Origin of the sequence: Enterobacter cloacae complex sp.6700776 (assembly GCF_048284255.1) — a bacterium.
Taxonomy (GTDB): Bacteria; Pseudomonadota; Gammaproteobacteria; order Enterobacterales; family Enterobacteriaceae; genus Enterobacter; species Enterobacter intestinihominis.
This window is the reverse complement of record NZ_JBLVYK010000001.1, coordinates 591,792-612,847: the sequence shown is the minus strand read 5'-3', so window position 1 is coordinate 612,847 and position 21,056 is coordinate 591,792. Positions and strand designations below refer to the sequence as shown.

18 protein-coding genes are annotated in these 21,056 nt (G+C 55.3%); 9 read left to right on the top strand and 9 right to left on the bottom strand.

The genetic code is table 11. The annotated features are described in order from the left end of the window. Window positions 1–18 precede the first annotated feature (18 nt). Entirely contained in the window at window positions 19–702 is a 684-nt protein-coding gene (locus tag ACNQ0T_RS03055; protein ID WP_022648148.1) for a fimbria/pilus periplasmic chaperone, read from the bottom strand. Between the two features lie 44 nt (window positions 703–746). Continuing rightward, a complete protein-coding gene (locus tag ACNQ0T_RS03050; RefSeq protein WP_022648149.1) occupies window positions 747–1,274 on the bottom strand; it encodes a fimbrial protein in 528 nt (175 codons plus the stop codon). 367 nt (window positions 1,275–1,641) lie between these two features. On the opposite strand from ACNQ0T_RS03050, the gene ACNQ0T_RS03045 reads away from it, so the two are divergent. From ACNQ0T_RS03045 to ACNQ0T_RS03030, 4 genes are read left to right on the top strand one after another with little or no spacing between them, the layout of a single operon-like run. Next, window positions 1,642–2,253, top strand: a complete 612-nt coding sequence (locus ACNQ0T_RS03045; RefSeq protein ID WP_417929534.1) for a fimbrial protein — start codon at window positions 1,642–1,644, stop codon at window positions 2,251–2,253. 59 nt (window positions 2,254–2,312) lie between these two features. Next, window positions 2,313–2,981, top strand: coding sequence for a molecular chaperone (locus ACNQ0T_RS03040; RefSeq protein ID WP_023300135.1), 669 nt, complete (start codon window positions 2,313–2,315; stop codon window positions 2,979–2,981). A gap of 44 nt (window positions 2,982–3,025) precedes the next feature. Next, the gene (locus tag ACNQ0T_RS03035) at window positions 3,026–5,530 is read left to right on the top strand and encodes a fimbria/pilus outer membrane usher protein (protein ID WP_417929533.1); all 2,505 of its coding nucleotides are present in this window, start codon (window positions 3,026–3,028) and stop codon (window positions 5,528–5,530) included. Between the two features lie 15 nt (window positions 5,531–5,545). Next, window positions 5,546–6,619 carry a fimbrial protein gene (locus ACNQ0T_RS03030; RefSeq protein WP_276349542.1) on the top strand — a complete coding sequence of 358 codons (1,074 nt, stop codon included), beginning with the start codon at window positions 5,546–5,548 and terminating at the stop codon, window positions 6,617–6,619. A gap of 3 nt (window positions 6,620–6,622) precedes the next feature. On the opposite strand, the gene ACNQ0T_RS03025 is transcribed toward ACNQ0T_RS03030, so the two are convergent. The 3 genes from ACNQ0T_RS03025 to ACNQ0T_RS03015 are packed head-to-tail and all read right to left on the bottom strand — an operon-like array spanning window position 6,623 to window position 9,333. Next, window positions 6,623–7,618 (bottom strand): DUF2891 domain-containing protein, encoded by a 996-nt coding sequence (locus tag ACNQ0T_RS03025; protein WP_417929532.1) that lies wholly within the window; start codon window positions 7,616–7,618, stop codon window positions 6,623–6,625. 9 nt (window positions 7,619–7,627) lie between these two features. After that, window positions 7,628–8,614 (bottom strand): DUF979 domain-containing protein, encoded by a 987-nt coding sequence (locus tag ACNQ0T_RS03020; RefSeq protein WP_038416071.1) that lies wholly within the window; start codon window positions 8,612–8,614, stop codon window positions 7,628–7,630. After that, a complete protein-coding gene (locus tag ACNQ0T_RS03015) occupies window positions 8,611–9,333 on the bottom strand; it encodes a DUF969 domain-containing protein (RefSeq protein WP_022648156.1) in 723 nt (240 codons plus the stop codon). Before ACNQ0T_RS03015 ends, ACNQ0T_RS03020 begins: the two co-directional genes overlap by 4 nt. A 224-nt stretch (window positions 9,334–9,557) precedes the next feature. On the opposite strand from ACNQ0T_RS03015, the gene ACNQ0T_RS03010 reads away from it, so the two are divergent. Next, window positions 9,558–10,106 (top strand): winged helix DNA-binding protein, encoded by a 549-nt coding sequence (locus ACNQ0T_RS03010; RefSeq protein WP_022648157.1) that lies wholly within the window; start codon window positions 9,558–9,560, stop codon window positions 10,104–10,106. Here the strand turns inward: ACNQ0T_RS03010 and glgX are convergent. The 3 genes from glgX to treZ are packed head-to-tail and all read right to left on the bottom strand — an operon-like array spanning window position 10,103 to window position 16,446. Next, entirely contained in the window at window positions 10,103–12,178 is a 2,076-nt protein-coding gene (gene glgX, locus ACNQ0T_RS03005; RefSeq protein ID WP_417929530.1) for a glycogen debranching protein GlgX, read from the bottom strand. The two genes, ACNQ0T_RS03010 and glgX, sit on opposite strands and share 4 nt — an antisense overlap. Window positions 12,179–12,193: 15 nt before the next feature. Next, a complete protein-coding gene (gene treY / locus ACNQ0T_RS03000) occupies window positions 12,194–14,662 on the bottom strand; it encodes a malto-oligosyltrehalose synthase (protein ID WP_417929529.1) in 2,469 nt (822 codons plus the stop codon). Then, window positions 14,659–16,446 (bottom strand): malto-oligosyltrehalose trehalohydrolase, encoded by a 1,788-nt coding sequence (gene treZ, locus ACNQ0T_RS02995; RefSeq protein WP_417929528.1) that lies wholly within the window; start codon window positions 16,444–16,446, stop codon window positions 14,659–14,661. Before treZ ends, treY begins: the two co-directional genes overlap by 4 nt. 131 nt (window positions 16,447–16,577) lie before the next feature. Here treZ and ACNQ0T_RS02990 point away from each other — a divergent pair, with 131 nt between their 5' ends. The 4 genes from ACNQ0T_RS02990 to ACNQ0T_RS02975 all read left to right on the top strand — a co-directional run bounded on the left by ACNQ0T_RS02990 (window position 16,578) and on the right by ACNQ0T_RS02975 (window position 20,096). Then, complete coding sequence (locus tag ACNQ0T_RS02990; protein WP_022648161.1) at window positions 16,578–17,105, top strand: GNAT family N-acetyltransferase; 528 nt, start codon at window positions 16,578–16,580, stop codon at window positions 17,103–17,105. Between the two features lie 111 nt (window positions 17,106–17,216). Then, window positions 17,217–18,101 (top strand): SDR family oxidoreductase, encoded by an 885-nt coding sequence (locus ACNQ0T_RS02985; RefSeq protein WP_022648162.1) that lies wholly within the window; start codon window positions 17,217–17,219, stop codon window positions 18,099–18,101. Between the two features lie 107 nt (window positions 18,102–18,208). Next, window positions 18,209–19,186: an MBL fold metallo-hydrolase gene (locus ACNQ0T_RS02980; protein ID WP_417929526.1), complete on the top strand. Its 978-nt coding sequence runs from the start codon at window positions 18,209–18,211 to the stop codon at window positions 19,184–19,186. Window position 19,187: 1 nt separating this feature from the next. Beyond that, on the top strand, window positions 19,188–20,096 hold the full coding sequence (locus ACNQ0T_RS02975) for a LysR family transcriptional regulator (protein ID WP_045622684.1): 909 nt from the start codon (window positions 19,188–19,190) through the stop codon (window positions 20,094–20,096). Here the strand turns inward: ACNQ0T_RS02975 and ACNQ0T_RS02970 are convergent. Then, window positions 20,087–20,971 (bottom strand): LysR substrate-binding domain-containing protein, encoded by an 885-nt coding sequence (locus ACNQ0T_RS02970; protein ID WP_154051282.1) that lies wholly within the window; start codon window positions 20,969–20,971, stop codon window positions 20,087–20,089. The two genes, ACNQ0T_RS02975 and ACNQ0T_RS02970, sit on opposite strands and share 10 nt — an antisense overlap. Between the last annotated feature and the right edge of the window lie 85 nt (window positions 20,972–21,056).

Below are 21,056 nucleotides of genomic sequence, written 5' to 3'. Positions count from 1 at the left end.
GGAGACTTACGGTGTCGATTAATATGAGGTGACTTTGTCCGGGCCTTTCACGCCATAATCATTAATAAGCGACCAGGTTACTTTGCCGTGAGGTGACATAACACCTTCAGAAATACTCAACGTGGAGAATGGCGCGACAAAATACTGTCCGCTTAACGCCTGGTGATTAATTTCAATTCGTGAGAAGTTCATATAAAAAGGTGTCGGATTATTGACCTGTAAACCCTTCGCGGTCAGGTTCCACTTAAGCTTTTCCGCACTGGATTCTGGCGTCTGCCCCTGTAATGCTGCCGGACGGTAGATCAGCTTAATCTTTGAGTTGATGGCAATTTGCATCGTATTTTTACCTTCACTACCGTCGGTAGCGGGGATCCCTTTCACGTTCAGCCATAACAGCGATTCACGATCTTCCGGAACAGGTAAACCTGAACGCACAATACGAATTGACGCTTTTTTCCCGGCTTCCAGACGGAATAGCGGTGGCGTAATAATCATATTTTCTTTTTTTAACGGGCTGCCTTTAGCCGGGCTAATCCACGACTGTACCAGGTTAGTAACCTTGTCAGAGTTTTCAACGGACAAAGAGGCGGCCTGGCGGGAGCCGTCAAAAATAACCCGCGTACTCCCGGTAACAATACTGGCGGACGCGTTCAGGCTGGCGGCGCTGGCCACGCAAAAAATAACAGCGGCGATGGGTTTCATAATGCACTCACAAACTAAAAAGGAGGGTTTCCCCTCCTGCGGAATCAGTTATAACGGACGTTGTAGGTAATAACAGCGTTAACATCGCCGGCAACGGCCTGCCCGGTGGCAATCATCTGCGCGGTATAGGTTTGACTCGCTGTGCCATCGGTGAAAGTAATAGGATCGTTATCTGCATTATTTTTGACGATGGTACCATTTGAGCCGCCCTGCTTGAGCTGAACGGCCACGTTGGTTGCCGCACCCAGCGTAGCAGTGTTTGCAAAATAGGATGGATCGGCTGCAACAGCATCAACAGGGCCTGAGAAGACAATATTTGCAGTCGTGCTGGTTGGGCAGTTATTCAGGTCGAACACAAACTGTTTTGGCGCGCCAAGGTCGCCTTTTGTAGCGAGGTCGGTTGCCGCCGTTGAGCCCAGATCAACGGTCGCATTTGCCGTGCCGCCATCAACGGCAATATCACAACCCTGATCGAGCACCGTTCCATTAAATGTGATAGTGTTAGAAGCCGTCGCCGCGCTCGCGCCACAGAAAGTCAGAATAAGCGTCGCACCAATTTTAGTCAGTTTCATTCGTTGATATCCCAATAGAAATAATAAATATCTTCATTTTTATTCCTGCCAGGACGAGACAATAACAAAGTAGCTCCACTGAGCTCACAATGAATAATGCACCGTTTGTGACAAGGCAAATATAAACCCTCAGGCAGGAATTAGATTCGCAACATCAATAAACGACATCAGCAAACCCGAAGTAAGGTTACAAGAAAGTTACGGAGTTTCGTAAAATAAAGTAATTTAATTTTAGACAACCTTTTGTTATGGCCTGGATTGGCATTTTGTTAGCATTCGCGCTGTTTTTTCTGAGCAATAACGCCACCGGCAGTGTTGCTAGCAGCATATCCAGACTGACATATTTGAGCGAATGAGAACAATAGGCATGATCAACAAAAAAAACATGATCGCGTTAACCCTTTGTGGCCTGATGATGGCAAGTGGCAGTGCGCTGGCGGGCCTTCCTTCTGGTGACAGCGACAATAATATTAATACCAACCCAGAGAACGATGCGGGGACTCAGGGCACGGGCGGCGTAGTCCATTTTACCGGTAAGATTACCGATGCATCCTGTAATATCTCCACCGACTCAGCAGGGCAAACCGTTGAATTAGGCACCTGGGCTGCAAGCTACTTTGCCACCCAAAAAGAGACCACGCGCACGCCTTTCCAGATCTCAGTTGAAGGTTGCCCGGATTCCGTTAAAACCGTTGCCGTGTTGTTTGATGGTAACAAAGATGCGAATGATAATACCCTGCTGGGTTTAAATTCCTCTGTGGACAGCGATGGCAATACGGCGACTGGCGTTGCCGTTAAACTCTATGAAAGCGACCGTAACACGCAGATTAAAATTGGTGATATTTCTCAGAGTATCGACCTTGCCGAAGGGGAAGATTCAAAAACACTCAATTTCTACGCCAATTATAATGCCACCACCGATGTCGTCAGCACCGGAGAAGCCGACGCAGATGCCAATTTCCTGATGGTTTATAACTGATCGACTGATGATAAGCAGAGCTTTCTCTGCTTATCTTTTTCCTCTACGGGGATCTGAAAATGAAGAAACTCACCGCGGCCCTGTTCTTTTATTCGCTCGGCATGAGTCTGTCAGCACACGCGGGGGTTGTGATGGGCGGTACGCGTGTTGTTTACCTTGAGGGGCAAAGAGAAGTGGCATTTTCCATTACCAATATGGAAAAAGAAACCCCTTATCTTATTCAGTCGTGGATTGAAAATATTGACAGTAAGAATAAAACCGCTCCGCCCTTTATCGTGACGCCTACGTTATTTCGTTTAGATGCGGAACAGAAAAACTCGCTGCGCATCAATTATCTTGGAACGCCATTACCCACTGACCGGGAATCTGTTTTTTGGCTTAACATCAAAAATATTGCCCCGAGCAAAAAAGCAAACAGCAACAAATTGCAGATTAACGTGAAGTCAAAATTCAAGTTATTTTTCCGTCCCGCAGGGTTGAAAGGCAATGCCGAACTTGCCTACAAAAAATTAAAATTTACCTGTCGTAATAATACGCTTAGCGCACACAACCCCTCGCCCTGGTTTGTATCGTTTTACAAGGTCAGCGTTGGGAACACCGACGTTGAAATGCCGGGAATGATTGACCCCTTCTCCGATCGTCAATGGCACATTCCCTGCTCGGGGACCATTCGCTGGCAGGCGATCAACGATTACGGCGGGCTGACGAGAGTCGCCACGCAATCCTGACGCTGTGACAACACGCCTTTGGCGAATGTAGCCAACGACCGCACATGCATTCTCTCGGCCCACGCAATTTACCCCGCATTTATACGCTCGCGATGCTTGCCGGTGCGGTCACGTCTGGCATTCATGTGCGCCGGGCACAGGCCGATGAGTACTTCGATCCTCAGGCGCTGGAGATCACCGCAGATCAGCAGCAGGCTAGCGACTTAAGCTATTTTTCCCGACAAGGCGGTCAGCAGCCGGGACGTTATCGTGTCGCGGTTGTTGTTAACCAGACGCAGCGGGATGAGCGCGAAATTGCATTCGTTGATACCGGGGGAACGCTCTCACCAGTCCTCAACCTGGCGTACCTCAAGAGACTTGGGGTAAACATCGCGGCCTTCTCTTCGTTCGATGCGCTGCATGACGAGGAGACATTTACGGACATCGGCAAATATATTCCCGATGCGTCGACGCATTTTGACTTCACCCATCATCAACTGGTTTTAAGCATTCCGCAGGCAGCCATGTTGCAAAAAAGTGCCGATTATATTCCTCCCGAACAGTGGGACGACGGCATCCCCGCTGCTTTTGTCGATTACAATCTTACGGGCTCGACAACCAACATCGACAATATTCATGACAACAGCAGCTATCTGAGCCTGCGATCCGGTATCAACCTGGGTGCGTGGCGTTTACGCAATTACGCCACGTTTGAATATGGTAATACCCATCACTGGCAGTCTCAGGGAACATCCCTCCAGCGGGCCATTACGCCGCTGAAGAGCGCGTTAACAATAGGGAATGCCTACACGTCTGGCGAGGTTTTTGACAGTTTTCAGTTTACGGGGCTTCAGCTTGCCTCGGATGAGAATATGCTGCCGGACAGCCAGCGCGGTTTCGCGCCCACGATCCGCGGGGTCGCTCACAGCAATGCCCGCGTCAGCGTTCGCCAGCACGGTTACACCATCTATGAAACCTATGTTGCGCCTGGCGCATTTGTTATTAGCGATCTCTTCCCCACTTCGCAAAGCGGCGATCTTGAGATCACGGTCCATGAAAGTGATGGCAGCGAACGCACGTTCACCCAACCCTACTCCTCGGTGGCCTTTATGCTACGGGAGAAACGACTGAAATTCAGCGCCAGCACCGGACGGTATAACAGCCCTGACGCCGAGGGCGACACCCCGCCGTTTGTTCAGGCCTCCGCCTTTTACGGATTGTCTTCAAGCCTGACGCTGTACGGCGGAGCGGAGCTTTCCGGCCACTATCAGGCTCTCGCGCTGGGATTAGGTAAAGATTTTGGCCGGTTTGGGGCACTGGGTGTGGACACCGTTGCGGCGAAAGCACACCTCAGTGATGACAGGCTGGCCCTCGGGCAGCAAATACGCGCTCAGTACCAAAAAAATCTCGCTGAGACGAACACGTCGCTCACCCTTTCGACCAGCCATTACACGACGCATGACTTTTACAGTTTCAGTGAAGCAAATGATGACAGCGACCCAGACCAGCACGTACATAACCGGCGTAACCGCACACAGTTCAGTTTGACGCAGGATCTCGGTGCGCTGGGCAATATCAGCGCATCCTTTTACCGTCAGGATTACTGGAACGCCTCGGCGGTCGATCAAACCGTCCATCTTGGCTATTACGCAAACTACAAAGGGGTGTCGTTGAGTGTTGGGTATTATCTCACCCGCTCAAGCGCTGATGATAGCGACAACGAACGGGCGATAAACCTTAGCATCAGCGTCCCACTCAGCCGCTGGTTACCCGGCGCAACAACCAGCTACAGCCTCAACAATAACCTTGATGGCCATACTACCCGGCAGGTTTCGCTGTATGGTACGGCCCTGGCCCACGATCGCCTGAACTATAACCTCCAGCAGGGCTTCGACAACCAGGCCAATACCGCGAACAGCAACCTTGCGCTGGCTTATCACGGCGGTTATGGCAGCGCCAGTCTCGGGTACAGCCACGATCGCTATAGCAACCGCGTGAACTACGGCGCGGCAGGCGGCATTGTGGCAACACAGTATGGGGTGACGTTGAGCCAAAGCCTTGGGGATACCCTGGCGCTGCTCCGCGCTGACGAGGCGTCGGACGTTCAGGTTGAAGGAGCGACCAATGTTCACACCGACTCCCGAGGTTATGCCGTGATGCCAACCTTATCGGCGTATCACAAAAACACCATTTCGCTGGATACCGAAACGCTGGCAGAAAATGTCGATCTGGACCAGAACAGCAGAACGATTGTGCCGACCAGCGGCGCGGTCGTCCTGGCGAATTACCATACCCACGTGGGCATCAGAACGCTCATCACCCTTACGGCACACGGGCGCCCGCTTCCATTTGGCGCCAGCGCGTATGTCTCGAACGGGACGTCTGCGAAATCAAGCGTCGGCATCGTTGGCGAAGCAGGACAGGTCTATCTCAGCGGCGTGCCGCTACGCGGGACCTTGCATGCCAGCTGGCGGCAGAAAGGCCAGGATATGCGCTGTAGCGCCCCATTACGCCTTCCGGATACCGCTGGCCGCACTCCGGTCACGCTTCTGAAGCTTCAGTGCCAATAACTTACTGAGATATCTGTGAACAATATCAACCGTTTAATCAATCTCCTGATGCTCGCTTTTTTGCTGATTCACGCTACGGCAAGGGCGTCTCAGACCTGCCCGCCGACCATGGGCGATGCGGTCATTAACTTTCAAAACTACTCGATCACTGATAACCCCTCGATCCCTCCGGGGTCGATGCTTTCAGGCGCTATCCTGGGCCAGGAAAACCGCTCGTTTTATAACTGTCCTGAGGGAACCGGCCCGGTAACGATGCGCTTTGTGGCCAATAACGCCTTAACCGTAGCGCCCGTCAGCGGCGTGGCGCCGAACGGTACGGGCGCCCCGGCCTCCGTTTATGACGTGCCAGATATTCCCGGCGTCGGGTTTGCGGTGGGCATTCGCGAAACCACGCACTGTGCAGCTGAACCCGTGCATTACATCGCCTCGGGGGATGACAGCGTTGCGATTTGCAGCACAAACGATCCCTCGCAAATGGCGACCCAGTTCTTCGTCGTGTTTTATAAAACCGCGCAGGAGATTGTCTATGAACAGCCGAACAGCGGGCAAATTCGCGCAGGAACGCTGATTCTGGAGGATGCTAACGGCGCGGTGATATCTGAAGCTGGCGTGACGGTGGAAGTCGCTGCCGCCGACCTGAAAGTGCATAAATCGAGCTGTTATATCTCGGATAACAACATCACCGTCAATATGGGACAAAGTAGCGTAAGCGATCTCAACAAAGGAATGGATGGGGATAAACACCGCTTCATCATCCCTCTGGTCTGTGACGCATCCCAAACGGCAGCGGTGAAGATCGGGTTCTTTGGTCCGACTGAAAAAGACGCGCGGAATCACGATGTGCTGGCGCTAAGTCAACAGGAGAGCGCCGCTACCGGCGTGGGGATCCGCATTCTGTATGGCGATAACTACGGTGCCGCCAGAGGGACAACCGTTCCTCTCAACAGCACCGGTGTCGAACCTTTTGCCAACGCTGCCCGGCAGACCGCGTTTTCCCTGGATTACGACGCACAATATGTGCGCACCGAAACCCAGGCCACCGCGGGGCTGGCAGACAGCCTGGCAACATTTAGTCTGATATACAACTAAGCGCTACTCCAGTGCCAGCAGCGCAAAACTCGCCAGCCAGTGCCCGCCGCTGTAGTGACTGCCGACAACATGCTCCACGCTTGCCGAGAGATGGCGCGCAACGGCATCGCGTAATGGCTTCCGGGCGTGATGATTTTCCGGCAGGGCGCGGGCAATGTGCTTCATACACCAGGCACGGCTGAGGTTGAGACCGTCCAGATGCGCGATTTTCGGGTCGGTGCGATCGCTCACCTCAGCCGGGTTCATGAGCGCAGAAACGGCGCCCACTTCAGGCAGAAACGCATCGAACCAGGCCGGGAAATCCTCCACCACCTTACTCATCAGCATGGCCTCGGTCAGCGCTCCGGAGATATACTCGTCGCCACCCGGCTCATAATGCGCAGGATAATGCGTGTCCGCGAGGTAAAACCGCGTTGCCGCGTCCAGGATGGCGCGCTCAAGCGTGTCATCGTTCACCGCCCGGGCATAATCCAGCCCCAGCGCGAGCGCAAACGCCGTGTTGTAGTGCGTCCCAACGCGGATCGGATAGGTAAGCTTGCTGAGGTAATCCACCAGCCGCTGGCGAATATCCCGCGTTAACGGTTGCAGCGTCTGGTACCAGCGCTCCGCCTGCGGCAGTGACGATTGTTTCAGCTCCTGGGCCAGCGCCAGCAGCCAGCCGTAGCCATAAGGTCGCTCAAACGACGCGCGGAACGGCGCGGTAAAATAGGCCAACTCCTTCGCCACCTTCTCGTCGGTCAGGTGTTCTTCGAAGAGAGTGATGATCTCTTCCCGACACGGCAGTTTGGGCCAGAGACGCAGGCAGCGCAGCAGCAGCCAGTAGCCGTGCACCGCAGAGTGCCAGTCAAAACAGCCGTAAAAGATCGGGTGCAGCTCGCGAGGCGGCAGAACGTCGCCGTCATCGTTGAGCAGATGCATAATGTGGTTCGGATATTCCTGACGTAAATAGGTCAACGGCATTCTGGCGAAGGCGTCAGCCTGATGTTGCGTTAATTCCATTGCAGCTCCTTAGCGAAACACGAGGAAATACATTAAGAACACGTTCACCACCAGCAAGGTTAACGCGGTCGGGATCTGGATCTTGATAACCTGATATTTGTCTTTTAGCTCCAGCAGCGCGGCGGGCACGATGTTGAAGTTGGCGGCCATCGGGGTCATCAGCGTGCCGCAATAGCCTGCGTACATGCCGATAGCCAGCAATGGTGCCGGGTTACCGTGATGGACGTTAATCAGGAATGGCAGAGCGATACCGGCGCTTAACACCGGGAAGGCAGCGAAGGCGTTGCCCATAATCATGGTAAACAGCGCCATCCCCACGCAATAAATGACCACCAGCATGAAGCGGCTGTCCGGGTTCACAAACAGGCTGACCACCTTTTGTACCGATTCGCCGGTATTCGCCACCACAAACACCCCGCCGAGCATGGCGAGCATCTGCGGCAGGATCACCGCCCAGCCAATGGTATCGACCAGCCGACGCGACTGACGAACCGCATGCAGCGGCGTACCTTTTGTCAGCCACCAGCCGGTGAGGATAGCTGCCACACAGGCCACGCACAGCGCCGCCAGCGTAAGCTGCTTCTGGTCGAGCAGATAGACACCGCCAATCGACACGCCTTTCAGAAACAGCGTCCCGATGACCGTCACCACCGGGATCATCAGCGCGGGCAAGAATAGCCAGTTTTTCAGCCGGTGTGATGAGGCAACCCGCTCCTCCTCGGTGGACATTTTATAATGCCCCTTCCCGACCAGCCCGAAACCGGCCAGTAGCGCAATCACGATAACGGCGCCGCCAATAATGCGATACGCCAGCGACTTACCCAGCTCCTGCACCATCAGATCGCCAAACAGGAAGATCCCGCCAAACAGAAACCAGAACAGCGCGGTGGTATAGCGTTTCGGGTTAGCGCGATCGCGAAGGGTCATCACAACCAGCAGCATCACGACAAAGCCGATCAGGTAGTACACGCGGTTAATGGTGATAAAGGTCATCATGGTGCGATCTCCTGCGTACCCTGCTCTGCTCTCCAGGCCATCACGTCGCGACGAATGCTGGCGTCGAGGCGCAGCAGACGCGTCATATGGATGATCAGTGCCGCAATAGCGGTCGGAATGGCCCACAGGCCGATATGCAGCGGTTCGATCCCCTCGATCCCGTTCTCTTTCAGGAACGCATCAATCAGCAGTACCGCGCCAAAGGCGATAAAGATATCTTCCCCAAAGAAAACCGCGATATTGTCACACGCGGCGGCATGGGCTTTGATTTTGTCGCGGATAGTCTGCGGCAGTTCGCCGTATTCATTCAGGGCCGCCCCTTCGGCCATCGGCGCCAGCAGAGGACGCACCGTTTGTGCGTGGCCGCCAAGCGACATCAGGCCCAGCGCAGCCGTCCCTTCGCGGGCAACAAAGTAGAGCATCAGGATACGCGCCGAGGTGGCGCTGGCGATCTTCGCGACCCAGGCCTGGGCGCGCTCTTTCAGCCCGTAATACTCCAGCAGGCCAATCACCGGCAGGATCAGAATGAAAGTGGCGAGCGATCGGCTATTCACGAACTTTTCGCCAAAGGTTTCCAGCAGCATACCGAAATCCATGCCAACCAGCAGGCCCGTTGCCAGCCCCGCCACCACGACAACCAGCAGCGGGTTGAAACGCAGTGCAAAACCAATAACCACCACCGGAATCCCGATAAGTGGCAACAGTGTAGAACTGTCCATAAACGTTACCCTATCCAAAGTGAGCGTTGCGCGCCGACGGCTATTTTTTATACTTCGCAGCAGAGCGAAGCCGGTGCATTACGGCGCGCGATGTTGTGTGTTGCGTGAGGCTCCACAGAACCTGCACTAAAAAGCTATATCTGAACGTCAAAAACATGTAAACAATTTATCAATAAAATGTTCTTATTTTATCGACGGGTTTACATTCTGGAGAAAGGATCGGTATGACGACAAAGAAAACGAAAACAGCGTTAAACCACGACGACATTGCGGACGGGCGTATCGTCTCCTCCCGCCATCTCGTCTCAGAGCGGTGTGCCGAACTGTCGGAGCTGGAATACGCGTTGATCATGACCAGCAATGCGTTTAACAAATGGATGGTGCGCTGCATGACCGCAGCAGGTGAACCGGATATGGGCGCTTTCGACGTCTCGCTTCTGCACCACGTAAACCACCGCAACCGCAAGAAAAAGCTGGCCGACATCTGCTTTGTGCTGAACGTGGAAGATACCCACGTGGTGACGTATGCGCTGAAAAAGCTGGTAAAGGCGGGTTACGTCACCAGTGAAAAAGCGGGGAAAGAACTCTTTTTCTCGACGACGGAGGAAGGCAAAGCGCTGTGCATGAAGTACCGGGAGGTACGGGAAGCCTGCCTGATCAACATTCATGCGGAAAGCGGCATTCCGGGCGCGTCGATTGGCGAGACCGCGCAATTACTCCGCGCGATCTCCTCCCTGTATGATACCGCCGCACGCGCGGCGGCCTCGCTTTAAGGACGGCGGAAAAGCGTTATGCTCCGCCCGGCCAGTTCATAATCGACGGATTCCGTGATGATTTCCCCTGTGGGGGCATCATCCGCCGTCGAAAGCTCCAGCACCCAGCCCCCTTCGCCAAACTGCGGGATCTGGAATGGCACCGTGCCTTCAAACGGGTTAAACAGCATCAGCACGTCGTGCCAGATGCCCTCTTCCTGCTCAAGATCAGGACGGCTGATGGCAAGACCAAGAGTGGAACCCTCGTCCCACTGTTCCGACTGCTGCGGTCCGCCACCGGCGTTAAACCAGCGGATCTCAAGCCCGTCGCGCCAGTTTTCACGGCGCAGCAGCGGCTGCTCAGCGCGCAGAGCAATCAACCGACGGGTAAAGTCGCGCAGCTTCTCGTCGTTATCAGAGAGTCCTTCCCAGTTTATCCAGGAGATCTCGCTGTCCTGGCAATAGCCGTTATTATTGCCCTTTTGCGTCCGGCCAAACTCATCACCTGCCAGCAGCATCGGCGTGCCGTGGGAGAAGAAGAGCGTGGTGAGGAAGTTGCGCTTTTGCCGCTCGCGGGTGGCGATGATATCGGGGTTCTCCGTCGGCCCTTCTTCACCGTAGTTATACGACCGGTTATCGTTATGTCCGTCGTTATTATCTTCCCCGTTATCGGCGTTATGCTTCTCGTTGTAAGATACCAGGTCGTTCAGCGTAAAGCCGTCATGCGCGGTGATAAAATTGACGCTGGCCCACGGACGACGTCCGCGCAGATCGTACAAATCACCGGACCCTAACAGACGGGCGGCAAAATCGTTAGAAACGTTATCTCCCTTCCAGTATTCACGTACCGTGTCGCGGTATTTATCGTTCCACTCGCCCCAGCCTGGCGGGAAGCCCCCCACCTGATATCCCCCTGGGCCGATATCCCACGGTTCACCGATAAGCTTCAGCTTCGACAGCACCGGATCCTGGGTCACGGCATCAAAGAAGCCGCCGCGCGGGTCAAATCCCTCCGGCTCGCGTCCGAGAATGGTTCCGAGGTCAAAGCGGAAACCGTCAATCTGCATCGATTCCGCCCAGTAACGCAGGGAGTCCATGACCATCTGCAACACGCGCGGGTGCGAGGTGTTTACGGTGTTCCCGGTGCCAGTGTCATTAATGTAATACCGGTGCTGATCCGGCATGGTGCGGTAATAGCAGAAGTTATCAATCCCCTTAAACGACAGGGTTGGCCCCAGCTCGTTGCCCTCCGCCGTGTGGTTATAGACCACGTCGAGGATCACCTCGATGCCCGCGTCATGATAAGCACGCACCATGTCGCGGAAACCCTGGATCCCCGCCGGGCCGTAATAGCGGGACGCTGGCGCAAAGAAACCGAGCGAGTTATAGCCCCAGAAGTTTTTCAGGCCGCGATCGAGCAGGTGCTGATCGTCCGGGAACCAGTGAACCGGTAGCAGCTCGACCGAGGTAATGCCGAGGCTTTTGATGTACTCCACCGAGGCTTTATGCCCCATCCCCTCAAACGTACCGCGCAGTTCAGGCGGAATAGCCGGGTTAAGCTGGGTAAAGCCTTTTACGTGGCTTTCATAGACCACGGTATGCGGCCACGGGATATCGGGCCGGCGTGAGTCCTGCCAGTCAACGGCATTGGGGTCGATGACCTTACATTTGGGCGTAAACGGCGCGCTGTCTCGCGTGTCAAAACTGAGATCCAGCTCGTCGTGTCCCAGCTCATAGCCGAAGTGGGCATCGTTCCACTCAATTTCACCTACCAGTTCACGGGCATAGGGGTCAATAAGCAGCTTATTGGGGTTGAAGCGGTGACCGTTCTCCGGATCGTAGGGGCCGTAAACGCGGTAGCCATACAGCGCCCCCGGTTTCAGGTCCGGCACATAGCCGTGCCAGACCTCATGGGTATATTCCGGCAGTTCCAGACGGGCGATTTCTGTTTTTCCCGAAGGATCAAACAGACACAACTCCACCCGCTCAGCGTGGGCGGAAAACAGGGCGAAGTTCACCCCTTTCCCGTCATAATTTGCGCCCAACTGCTGGCCATGACCGGCCCGAATTTCAAACGTTGTATCCTTTGGCATTTTTGTTCTCCTCGATTATTCGCAGGTAAGCAGAACCAACAAACATCCCTTTTCAGACGTTAAATCCAGCGTCTCTGGCAGAAGGCGACGCTCACCGGTAAACAGATCCCGGTAGTGCTTCCCGGCCAGCGCCTGGGGTATGGCCACGGTAGTATTGGCCCACAGCATCGCATTATCGGTGACGTCAAACACCAGGCGCGGCACGGCGACGATCAGCGCCTCGTCATCTTTAATGCGGGCATAAACGATCAGATTCTCCTCCCGCTCGCCGGTTACCTTCAGCGGCAGCCAGTCGCCGTAGCGGAAAAGCGCGGGGTAATGTGGCCGAAGCCGTAACAGCGTGGCGGTGACGTACTGCTTCACGCTGCCGTCTCGCCAGCGTTGCGCATCGTTAAAAACGGTGCCATCCGCTACGCTGAGGTTTTCCGCCAGTGCGGCGAAATCCGGTTCGCGGCGGTTATCCGGGTCGACGAGGCTGAAGTTAAGCCCCTCGCTGCCCTGGTAGATGTCCGGTACGCCAGGCGCAGTCAGTTTGATCACCGTCTGGCTCAGGCTGTTCATTAACCCAGCCCGAATAAACGGCTGGAGTGCGGCACTGAAATCACGCAGGAACAGGGTGTTATCCGGGGAAAGCAGATGGCGCACGTAGTCCAGGACCACGCTCTCGTAACCTTCGTTGCTGTCGATCCAGTCGGTACGCTGCTTGGCCTCGCGCAGGGCTTTCTCGATAAAGCCGAGGAAACGCTCTTCCAGTGACTTAAGGCCATCACGATCCTCAGGCGACAGGGTTGCTGGCCAGACGCCCGCCAGCGCCTGGAAGATCATCCAGGTGTCGGCGGCGTTCGGCGCGGTGCCATCGTTGAGGAATCGGACTTGTGTCTGGTTCATCTGCCGCCAGCGCGCCAGATTTTCTCCCCACAGATCTGGCGCTTCCGTCAGCGTATACAGACGAGCTCGTGCATCCTCGCCGCGTTTGGTGTCGTGGGTGGAGGTTCCCAGCAGCGCATCGGGCTGGCGGGCAAGTCGAATGCGCATCTCCTGATGAAAACGGGAAAGTGAAAACGCGCGCGGCGTCGGGTCGGCGCCGACTTCGTTCAGGGCCAGCTCCAGGTTATGGCGGAAGAACAGCGTATCCTCTACCGATTTCGCCATCAGCGGCCCGGTCAGCTGCTGAAAACGGGTGCGGAAAAGCGAGGCCAGTGCGTGGTCATGCGCCGGCAGATCGCCGGTAAGAATACGCACAATCAGACTCAGAGCGGGTTCAGAGGTGTTGACGCTGGCGACCACGCGGCTGAGCAGCGCCACATCCGGTGACGTCAGCCCCTCAGCGGTGCCGTAGGTGCGATACACCGGAAACGCGATAAGCAGCTCGCGCAGGGCATGGCGGATATCCTCATGCTCCACTTCGGCACCGTTATGCCCGGCCAGCTCACTGGCTATTTTGAGCAGCGTGGTAAATTCACCTTCAAAATTACGATCGGTCATCAGCCCTTTGGCGTTGCGAAGTTCCGCCTGCCTGTCAACGGTCGTACCCAGCGTCTCGTCGTAGAGCGTCTCCAGCCGCGAGAGGTTGGTATCATCCACCAGCACTTCCGCCAGGGAGGCGATAAACTCATAGCCCGTAGTACCTGAGATGGGCCACTCCGGAGGAAGCTGTTCCCCTTTGGCGAGGATTTTTTCCACCGTGATGTAGCAATCCGGTCCGGTCGCCGCACGCAGTCGCTGCAAATAGCCCAGCGGATCGGCAAGCCCGTCCACATGGTCAATGCGCAGGCCGTCGACAACCCCGGCGTGGACAAGCTCAAGGATCAGGCGGTGCGTGTCTGCGAATACCGCATCATCCTCTACCCGCACGCCGACCAACCCGGTGATTTCAAAAAAGCGCCGCCATGAAAGCTGTTTCGGCGCTTCCCGCCAGGACATCAGCCGCCAGCTTTGCGCCTCGTGGATCTCAGCGATGCTCTTGCCTTCGGCATACGTGCCGGGATTAAGCGGATAGGCGGTATCATAGTAAACCAACGCCGCGTTGTCGGTGACACTGTCACGTTTTAGGGTGATAGCCCCCCGCTCCAGCTCGGCTTCAAAGGTGTCGCCAAGAAACGGCAACGTCAGGGGTCGGGACCAGTCGATATCAAAATATGCCGCATAGCGGCTCTGCCGACCGTGCTCGATAACATCGCGCCACCAGCGGTTTTCCAGCGAGGTCGCCATATGGTTAGGAACGATATCCAGAATCAGCCCCATCCCCGCCTGTTTCAGCGCTGCCGCCATGCGGTCAAACCCTTCCCGCCCGCCAATCGCCGGGTCGATTTCGTTGGGGTCGGTCACGTCATAGCCGTGGGTGGAATCCGTGGTTGCGGTGAAAACAGGCGACGCGTAAAGATGGCTAATTCCGAGGTCTTTCATATACGGAATCAGGTCCACCACGCGATCGAAGGTCATGCCGTTGCGAAACTGAATTCGGTAAGTAGAGGAAGGGATCATAGCGCTGCTTCTCCATCAGCAAAGCGAACAACAATGCTGTTCGGCGGCAGGTTTTCGACTGCCTCCGGCCAGCTAAAGATCGTTTTTCCGGGCAGGTCCGCTAAGGCGAGGGGCTTTTTGCCGATATTCAGCGCCAGCGACAGCGTACCGGACGGAAAACGCCAGCTCACGGCAACCATGCCGAGCGCCGTTTGCAGGACGTTACCCTCCACGGCGCCCCGCTGTTTCAGTAACGGGACGATAAAGCGTTGACGCAGCGCAATCAGTTCGCGCGTAACGTGCAGCCACGCCCTGCCTTCCTCCGTGTCTGCCTTGTTCCAGTCAAGCTTCGACCGCATAAAGGTATTTACGTCATTGGGATCCGGTACGGTTTCATCGTGCCCGGCATGGCCGGTAAACTCTTTCGCGCGCCCCTCCCGCACGGCTTTCGCCAGGTCGCCGTGGAAGTCGGTGAAAAAGAGGAACGGATGCGTTTCGCCATACTCCTCACCCATAAACAGCAGCGGGATATGTGGCGACAGGAGCAGCGCCACGAATAGCACGCGCGTTTTCTCCGCCCCAGCCAGAGAGATAAGCCTCTCCCCCTGGGCACGGTTGCCGACCTGGTCGTGATTCTGAATAAAATCGACAAAAAACTGCGGTGGTTGCTCGCGACACTCTACCCCGCGCGATTTCCCGGTCTGAAGCGAGATTTCCCCTTGGTAGACAAAGCCCTCTGCCAGCGCCCGCGCCAGCTTTTTCTCCGGCTCAAAGGCAAAATCCTGATAATAGGCGTGTGATTCCCCGGTCGCGAAGACATGCGCGGCGTTGTGAAAATCATCATTCCATTCGGCGGTGAAAAGCGGCGTCTGACCATGCTCATCGCGCGGATGCAGGAAAATCACGTTGCGACTGTCTTCGGTTGTCAGATGGATATGCCGATCCGGAAAGGCGTCGCGGATCCGTTGCGCTATCTCGGGAAGAATATGGGTCTCAGCGTTGTCATGGATCTGGTCGATGGCGTCGAAGCGCAGACCGTCAAGATGATACTCCGAGAGCCAGAATAACGGCGCCTCAGCGATGTATTGCCGGACGGCTTCAACCTCATAGGCTATACCGTTGCCCCACGGGGTCATACGATCCTGATGGAAAAACGCCGGCGAGAGCAACGGCAGGTAGTTCCCTTCCGGGCCAAAGTGGTTGAGTACAATATCCAGCACCACGGAAAGCCCGAGCGCGTGGGCGGCATCGATGAAGGCATGAAAATCATCCGGTGTGCCATAAGCTGAGTGCGGGGCATACAGCAGTACGCCATCATACCCCCATCCGCGCGCGCCCCCGAACTGGGACACGGGCATCACTTCCAGTTGCGTAATACCCAGTTCGGCCAGATAAGGCAATTTATCGATGGCCGCCCTGAAGGTTCCTTCCCCGGTGAAGGTGCCGATATGCATCTCGTAGATCACCGTCTCTTCCCATGGCCGCCCTTGCCATTCCCGCTGTGCGGGCAGGTTGTGACGCGGGTCGATTACCACCGACGGGCCGTTGACGTCAGCCTGTTGCGCGCGGGAGGCCGGATCCGGCACCGCCATTCCATCCTGTAAAACAAACTGATACGGCGTACCGTGTCTGACGCCGGGCACGTCAACCTGAAACCAGCCGTCGCCCACCGCCGCCATCGGAATGTCGGTGTCGGTTAAACGCAACGTGAGATCTTTCTGCCCTTCTGCCCAGACGCGAAAACGTACAACGTCATCGGAAATAAACTCAGCACCCCAGTGCCTGCGACATGTTCTGAATTCCATTCATTGTCCTCGAATGACCACATTTTACGCGGAACGAAATACAAGCTTAGACCAGGATGAACAGAGTGTTATGCCAGCAGGGTATGCCGCTTCGTCTATTATCTATTTATAACTCCCACTTAAGGAATACTATGCATATTCGAAAAGGATTAAGCACCGACCTCGCCCGTCTTGAATGTTGTGATTTTTCTTTTACGGTCGATGAGATTGCCAGAGAACCTTTTCTCAATGGTGATTTGCATATCGAGGCGCTAACCGATCCTTATCATAAAACCTATGAACTGGATCTCCAGACGCTGGAAAATCATTGCGTTAATCCCGATTCAATATTTCTTATCGCCGAAACGGATGACGGTGAAATCGCCGGTTTTATTACCGCGTCCTGCAACTGGAATAAATTTATTTCGGTGGATTACATTGCCGTGGAGCGTTCAAAACGCCGAACGGGCGCGGCGCACAAGCTGATGTCTGCCACCCACGTCTGGGCGCGAAGCCTCAATGCGCCCGGCTTACGGCTGGAGACGCAGAACGTTAATGTTTCTGCCTGCCTTTTCTATCGTCACTATGGGTTTATTCTGGGCGGTTACGATCGTTACCTTTACAACGCCCTGCCGGAAAAAGATGAGGTCGCCCTTTTCTGGTATTACATGCTGGCTTGAGAAAATATTTTATATCCGCCACTGGAATATAGATTTGTCTGAATTTGTCAATTTTGCCCGCTTACGTTTAATTAACGACTAATCTTGGAATTCACTATTAAGGAGGCCGGTATGTCTACAGGAAATAATCACACGCTGCATTACCCTCGTCCACCGTTTGCAGAACAACCGCAAAGGGCTCCCGGGCTGGCATCGGAAATGAAGCCAATACCGGATCATGGTGAAACAAGTTATATCGGGTCAGGAAAACTGGCAGGAAAAAAAGCGCTGATTACCGGCGGTGATTCCGGCATTGGTCGCGCGGTAGCCATCGCCTATGCCCGTGAAGGTGCAGATGTCGCTATTGGCTATCTGCCGGAAGAGGAGTCCGATGCGGCATCGGTCATTGCGCTGATTCAGGCCGAAGGCCGTAAAGCGGTCGCCATTCCCGGCGACATTCGCGTGGAGTCCTTCTGCGACACGCTGGTGGAAAAAGCCGTTGCCGAACTGGGCGGCCTGGATATCCTGGTGAATAACGCCGGACGCCAGCAGTACTGTGAATCTATCGACGATCTCACCACGGCAGATTTTGACGCGACGTTTAAGACCAACGTCTATGCCCCCTTCTGGATCACCAAAGCTGCGCTGCGCCATTTGCAGGAAGGTGCCGTGATCATCAACACCACTTCCGTTCAGGCGTTTAAACCGAGCGCGATCCTGGTGGACTATGCGCAGACCAAAGCCTGTAACGTGGCCTTTACCAAGTCTCTGGCCCAGCAGCTGGGACCGCGTGGTATTCGGGTAAATGCCGTCGCGCCAGGTCCATACTGGACGCCTCTTCAGTCCAGCGGCGGTCAGCCGCAGTCCAAAGTTCAGAAGTTCGGGGAAGATACGCCCCTGGGGAGACCGGGTCAGCCGGTTGAAATCGCACCGCTGTATGTGCTGTTTGCCTCCGATTCCTGCTCATACGCTTCCGGGCAAGTGTGGTGTTCTGACGGCGGTACCGGCGTGCTGTAAAGCATCCTCTCAGACCTATCCATTTCATGGATAGGTCACATTCACTCCCCTGCTGTTCTCAAAAATCGCAGTTGAACTATGATGAACTTACTATTAAGGAGCCCATCATGTTTACTGTGAAAAAACTTGCGATATCAACCCTGTTGACCGGTTCAGTTTTATTCTTTCCAGCGATCCACGCGGTGGCCAGCGTTCCGCAGCATGTGGTGAAACAGCAGGCTGGCGGCTACAGCGTTCAGGTTGGCGACACGATTATCACCGCCTTTACGGACGGCAGCGTGCCGCAGGATCTGCACGCCTTACTGCGCCGGACGACGGCGGAAAATACCGATGCGTTACTGGCCAAAAACTTCCAGGCCAATCCGGTGGAAGCATCGATTAACGCGTTTTATATCGCCTTGCCCGGTCACAAAATCCTGGTGGATACCGGTTCCGGTCAGCTCTTTGGCCCCGGCAAAGGCGGGCGGCTAATTGAAAGCCTGGCGACCCAGGGCATCAAACCCGAAGATATTACCGATGTTCTAATCACCCATGCGCACTCCGATCACGCCGGTGGTCTGGTCAAAGACGGTCAGCGCGTGTTTACCCACGCGCAGGTCTATGTCGGCAAACCGGATATCGATTTCTTCTTTAACGTCGAGAACCAGAAAAAATCGGGCTATGACCAGAACTACTTCGATGTCGCGCACAAGACATTAAAGCCTTATCTGGATGCCGGAAAAGTGAAGACTTTCTCAGGCACCGAACAGCTTCTGCCGGGCATCAGCGGTACGGTTCACCCGGGCCACACCCCAGGTTCCGCGTTTTACACGCTGGAGAGCAAAGGTGAAAAAATTACCTTTGTCGGCGACATCATCCACGTCGCCGCAGTTCAGTTCCCGCAGCCCAACGTGACGATTGCTTACGATGAGGATCAGGACGGCGCCGCCCGGGTGCGCAACGCAGCTTTCGCTGAGTTTGTGAAAAACAAAGATCTGATTGCGGCGCCACATCTGCCTTTCCCCGGGATCGTCTATGTGACGAAAGGTGAGCGGGAAGGCTACGCGTGGGTCCCGGTGACCTATACCAACCGTGACGCAAAATAAGATGTCCCCCTCCGATATGGATATGGACCTGATCCTGACGCTGGATGCGTTACTCAGGGACCAGAATATCACCCATGCGGCCGCGCGGCTGGGCATCAGCCAGCCAGCAATGTCTGCCCGCCTGGCACGCCTGCGCGTGTTGTTTGGTGAGCCGCTGTTTGTCCCTTCGCCACACGGACGTGGGGTGTTACCGACGCCGCGCGCCGAAGCGTTAAGGCCGCAGGTCGCGACGGTTTTGCAGGGCATAGCGGCGATGCTTGAACCCACCACGTTCAACGCGCAGAACAGCAACCGCACCTTTGTTATTGCCCTGCACGAAAACCCGGCGCTAATGCTGGGGGCAGAGTTGCAGAATCAGATTAGCAGTGCGGCACCAGGTATCCGCCTGCGTTTTGCGCTCCCGGAAACCCAGCTGCTGTCAGCGCAGATGGAAAATGGCGATGTGGATATTTATATCGGCGTTAACGCGGGGGCGCACGATGCATGGGTCAGACGCAAACTGTTTGACGATGAATATGCCACAGCCCAGCGGAAAGGCCATCCGCGCGGTACGGGGCCGGTGGATCTGGAAAGCTATTGTAGTCTTTCACACCTGGTGGTTTCATCCGAGGGCGACCCGTTCGCGGGCTTTGTCGATCAGCATCTGGCGGGGCTTGGCCACCAGCGTAACGTGGTGATGTCGACGCAAAGCTATGCGATGGCGCCTGCGATTGTTGCCGGTACCGATTTGCTCTGCACCCTACCCAGACGCATGTTGCTACGCTTTACGCAAACGCTTGATATTTTTCCGCCACCGCTGGATCTCCCGCCGATCGTCATCGGTATGTACTGGCACCCGAAAAACAGTCAGGATCCGGCTAATCGCTGGCTGCGAGAACAGCTTCTTCAGGCCGCCGGACGTCAGGTATGATCGAGGATACTCAGCAATTTTTTCAGGACCTCAGAGCGAATAATCCGGTGGCAAACCAGCGTCAGCTCGCTCTCCCGGAGTCGGTCAAGAATATCCACAAAGACGACGTTTTCTACGCATATCGCCTTCGCTGAAGCTGGCAGCATGGCGATGCCAAACCCTGCCGAGACAAGGCTTATCACCGTGGGGACATCGGTGGCATTTTGCACAACGTCAGGCTGTATGCCCGCGCTGTGGCAGGCATCATAGAAATATTGCTCCAGCCCCATCCCCTCCGGGTCGCGCAGGGCGATCCACTTCTCCTCTTTCACCGACGCAAGCGTCAGCGCGGCGGAGCCCGCCAGACTGTGTTGACGAGGTAAGGCCAGCACGGCTTTTTCCGTTGTGAAAGGACGACTTTGAAGATCGTCAGGCAGCAGCGGTAACGGGGCACGAATAATGGCCACATCCAGCTGGTTGCTTTGCACGCCGGTATAAAGGGTTTGCACGTTTCCCGTCATCATGGAAAGGCTGATGGCTGGCCATTTCTCATGTAAAAGCCGCAGCGCGTCGGGCAGCTTACTGTCGAATATCGCGCTTGAAACGCATCCGAGATTCAGCACGCCCTGTTCCCCTCTGGCCGTCTGTCTGGCATCCAGAATCGCCTGATCGGTCATAAAAATCGCCACTCTGGCTTTACTGAGAAACGCCTCACCGGCTGGCGTCAGCGTCAGGCGACGATTCGCCCGGCTAAAGAGCACTACCCCCAGACGATCTTCAAGCGTTTTGATTTGCTGGCTTAGTGCCGGTTGCGCCATGTTAAGGCGCTCCGCCGCACGATGCATGTGAAGCTCTTCCGCCACCACGATAAAATTGCGCATCAGTCGAAACTGCATACTGTGCCTTCATTATTGATAATAAAATTCATATTAAAATAGCATAAATGATGCAATTGATAGCCTTCTTCGTCCGGTTAAGAAT

Excerpts from the sequence above, each read along its gene's own strand:
- ACNQ0T_RS02980 (WP_417929526.1), top strand. The coding sequence starts at position 18,209 with ATGTTTACTGTGAAAAAACTTGCGATATCAACCCTGTTGACCGGTTCA.
- glgX (WP_417929530.1), bottom strand. The coding sequence starts at position 12,178 with ATGCCAAAGGATACAACGTTTGAAATTCGGGCCGGTCATGGCCAGCAG.
- ACNQ0T_RS03015 (WP_022648156.1), bottom strand. The coding sequence starts at position 9,333 with ATGGACAGTTCTACACTGTTGCCACTTATCGGGATTCCGGTGGTGGTT.
- ACNQ0T_RS02985 (WP_022648162.1), top strand. The coding sequence starts at position 17,217 with ATGTCTACAGGAAATAATCACACGCTGCATTACCCTCGTCCACCGTTT.
- ACNQ0T_RS03045 (WP_417929534.1), top strand. The coding sequence starts at position 1,642 with ATGATCAACAAAAAAAACATGATCGCGTTAACCCTTTGTGGCCTGATG.
- ACNQ0T_RS03010 (WP_022648157.1), top strand. The coding sequence starts at position 9,558 with ATGACGACAAAGAAAACGAAAACAGCGTTAAACCACGACGACATTGCG.
- ACNQ0T_RS03035 (WP_417929533.1), top strand. The coding sequence starts at position 3,026 with ATGCATTCTCTCGGCCCACGCAATTTACCCCGCATTTATACGCTCGCG.
- ACNQ0T_RS03050 (WP_022648149.1), bottom strand. The coding sequence starts at position 1,274 with ATGAAACTGACTAAAATTGGTGCGACGCTTATTCTGACTTTCTGTGGC.
- ACNQ0T_RS03025 (WP_417929532.1), bottom strand. The coding sequence starts at position 7,618 with ATGGAATTAACGCAACATCAGGCTGACGCCTTCGCCAGAATGCCGTTG.
- treZ (WP_417929528.1), bottom strand. The coding sequence starts at position 16,446 with ATGGAATTCAGAACATGTCGCAGGCACTGGGGTGCTGAGTTTATTTCC.
- ACNQ0T_RS03020 (WP_038416071.1), bottom strand. The coding sequence starts at position 8,614 with ATGATGACCTTTATCACCATTAACCGCGTGTACTACCTGATCGGCTTT.
- ACNQ0T_RS03040 (WP_023300135.1), top strand. The coding sequence starts at position 2,313 with ATGAAGAAACTCACCGCGGCCCTGTTCTTTTATTCGCTCGGCATGAGT.
- ACNQ0T_RS02975 (WP_045622684.1), top strand. The coding sequence starts at position 19,188 with ATGTCCCCCTCCGATATGGATATGGACCTGATCCTGACGCTGGATGCG.
- treY (WP_417929529.1), bottom strand. The coding sequence starts at position 14,662 with ATGATCCCTTCCTCTACTTACCGAATTCAGTTTCGCAACGGCATGACC.
- ACNQ0T_RS02970 (WP_154051282.1), bottom strand. The coding sequence starts at position 20,971 with ATGCAGTTTCGACTGATGCGCAATTTTATCGTGGTGGCGGAAGAGCTT.
- ACNQ0T_RS02990 (WP_022648161.1), top strand. The coding sequence starts at position 16,578 with ATGCATATTCGAAAAGGATTAAGCACCGACCTCGCCCGTCTTGAATGT.
- ACNQ0T_RS03055 (WP_022648148.1), bottom strand. The coding sequence starts at position 702 with ATGAAACCCATCGCCGCTGTTATTTTTTGCGTGGCCAGCGCCGCCAGC.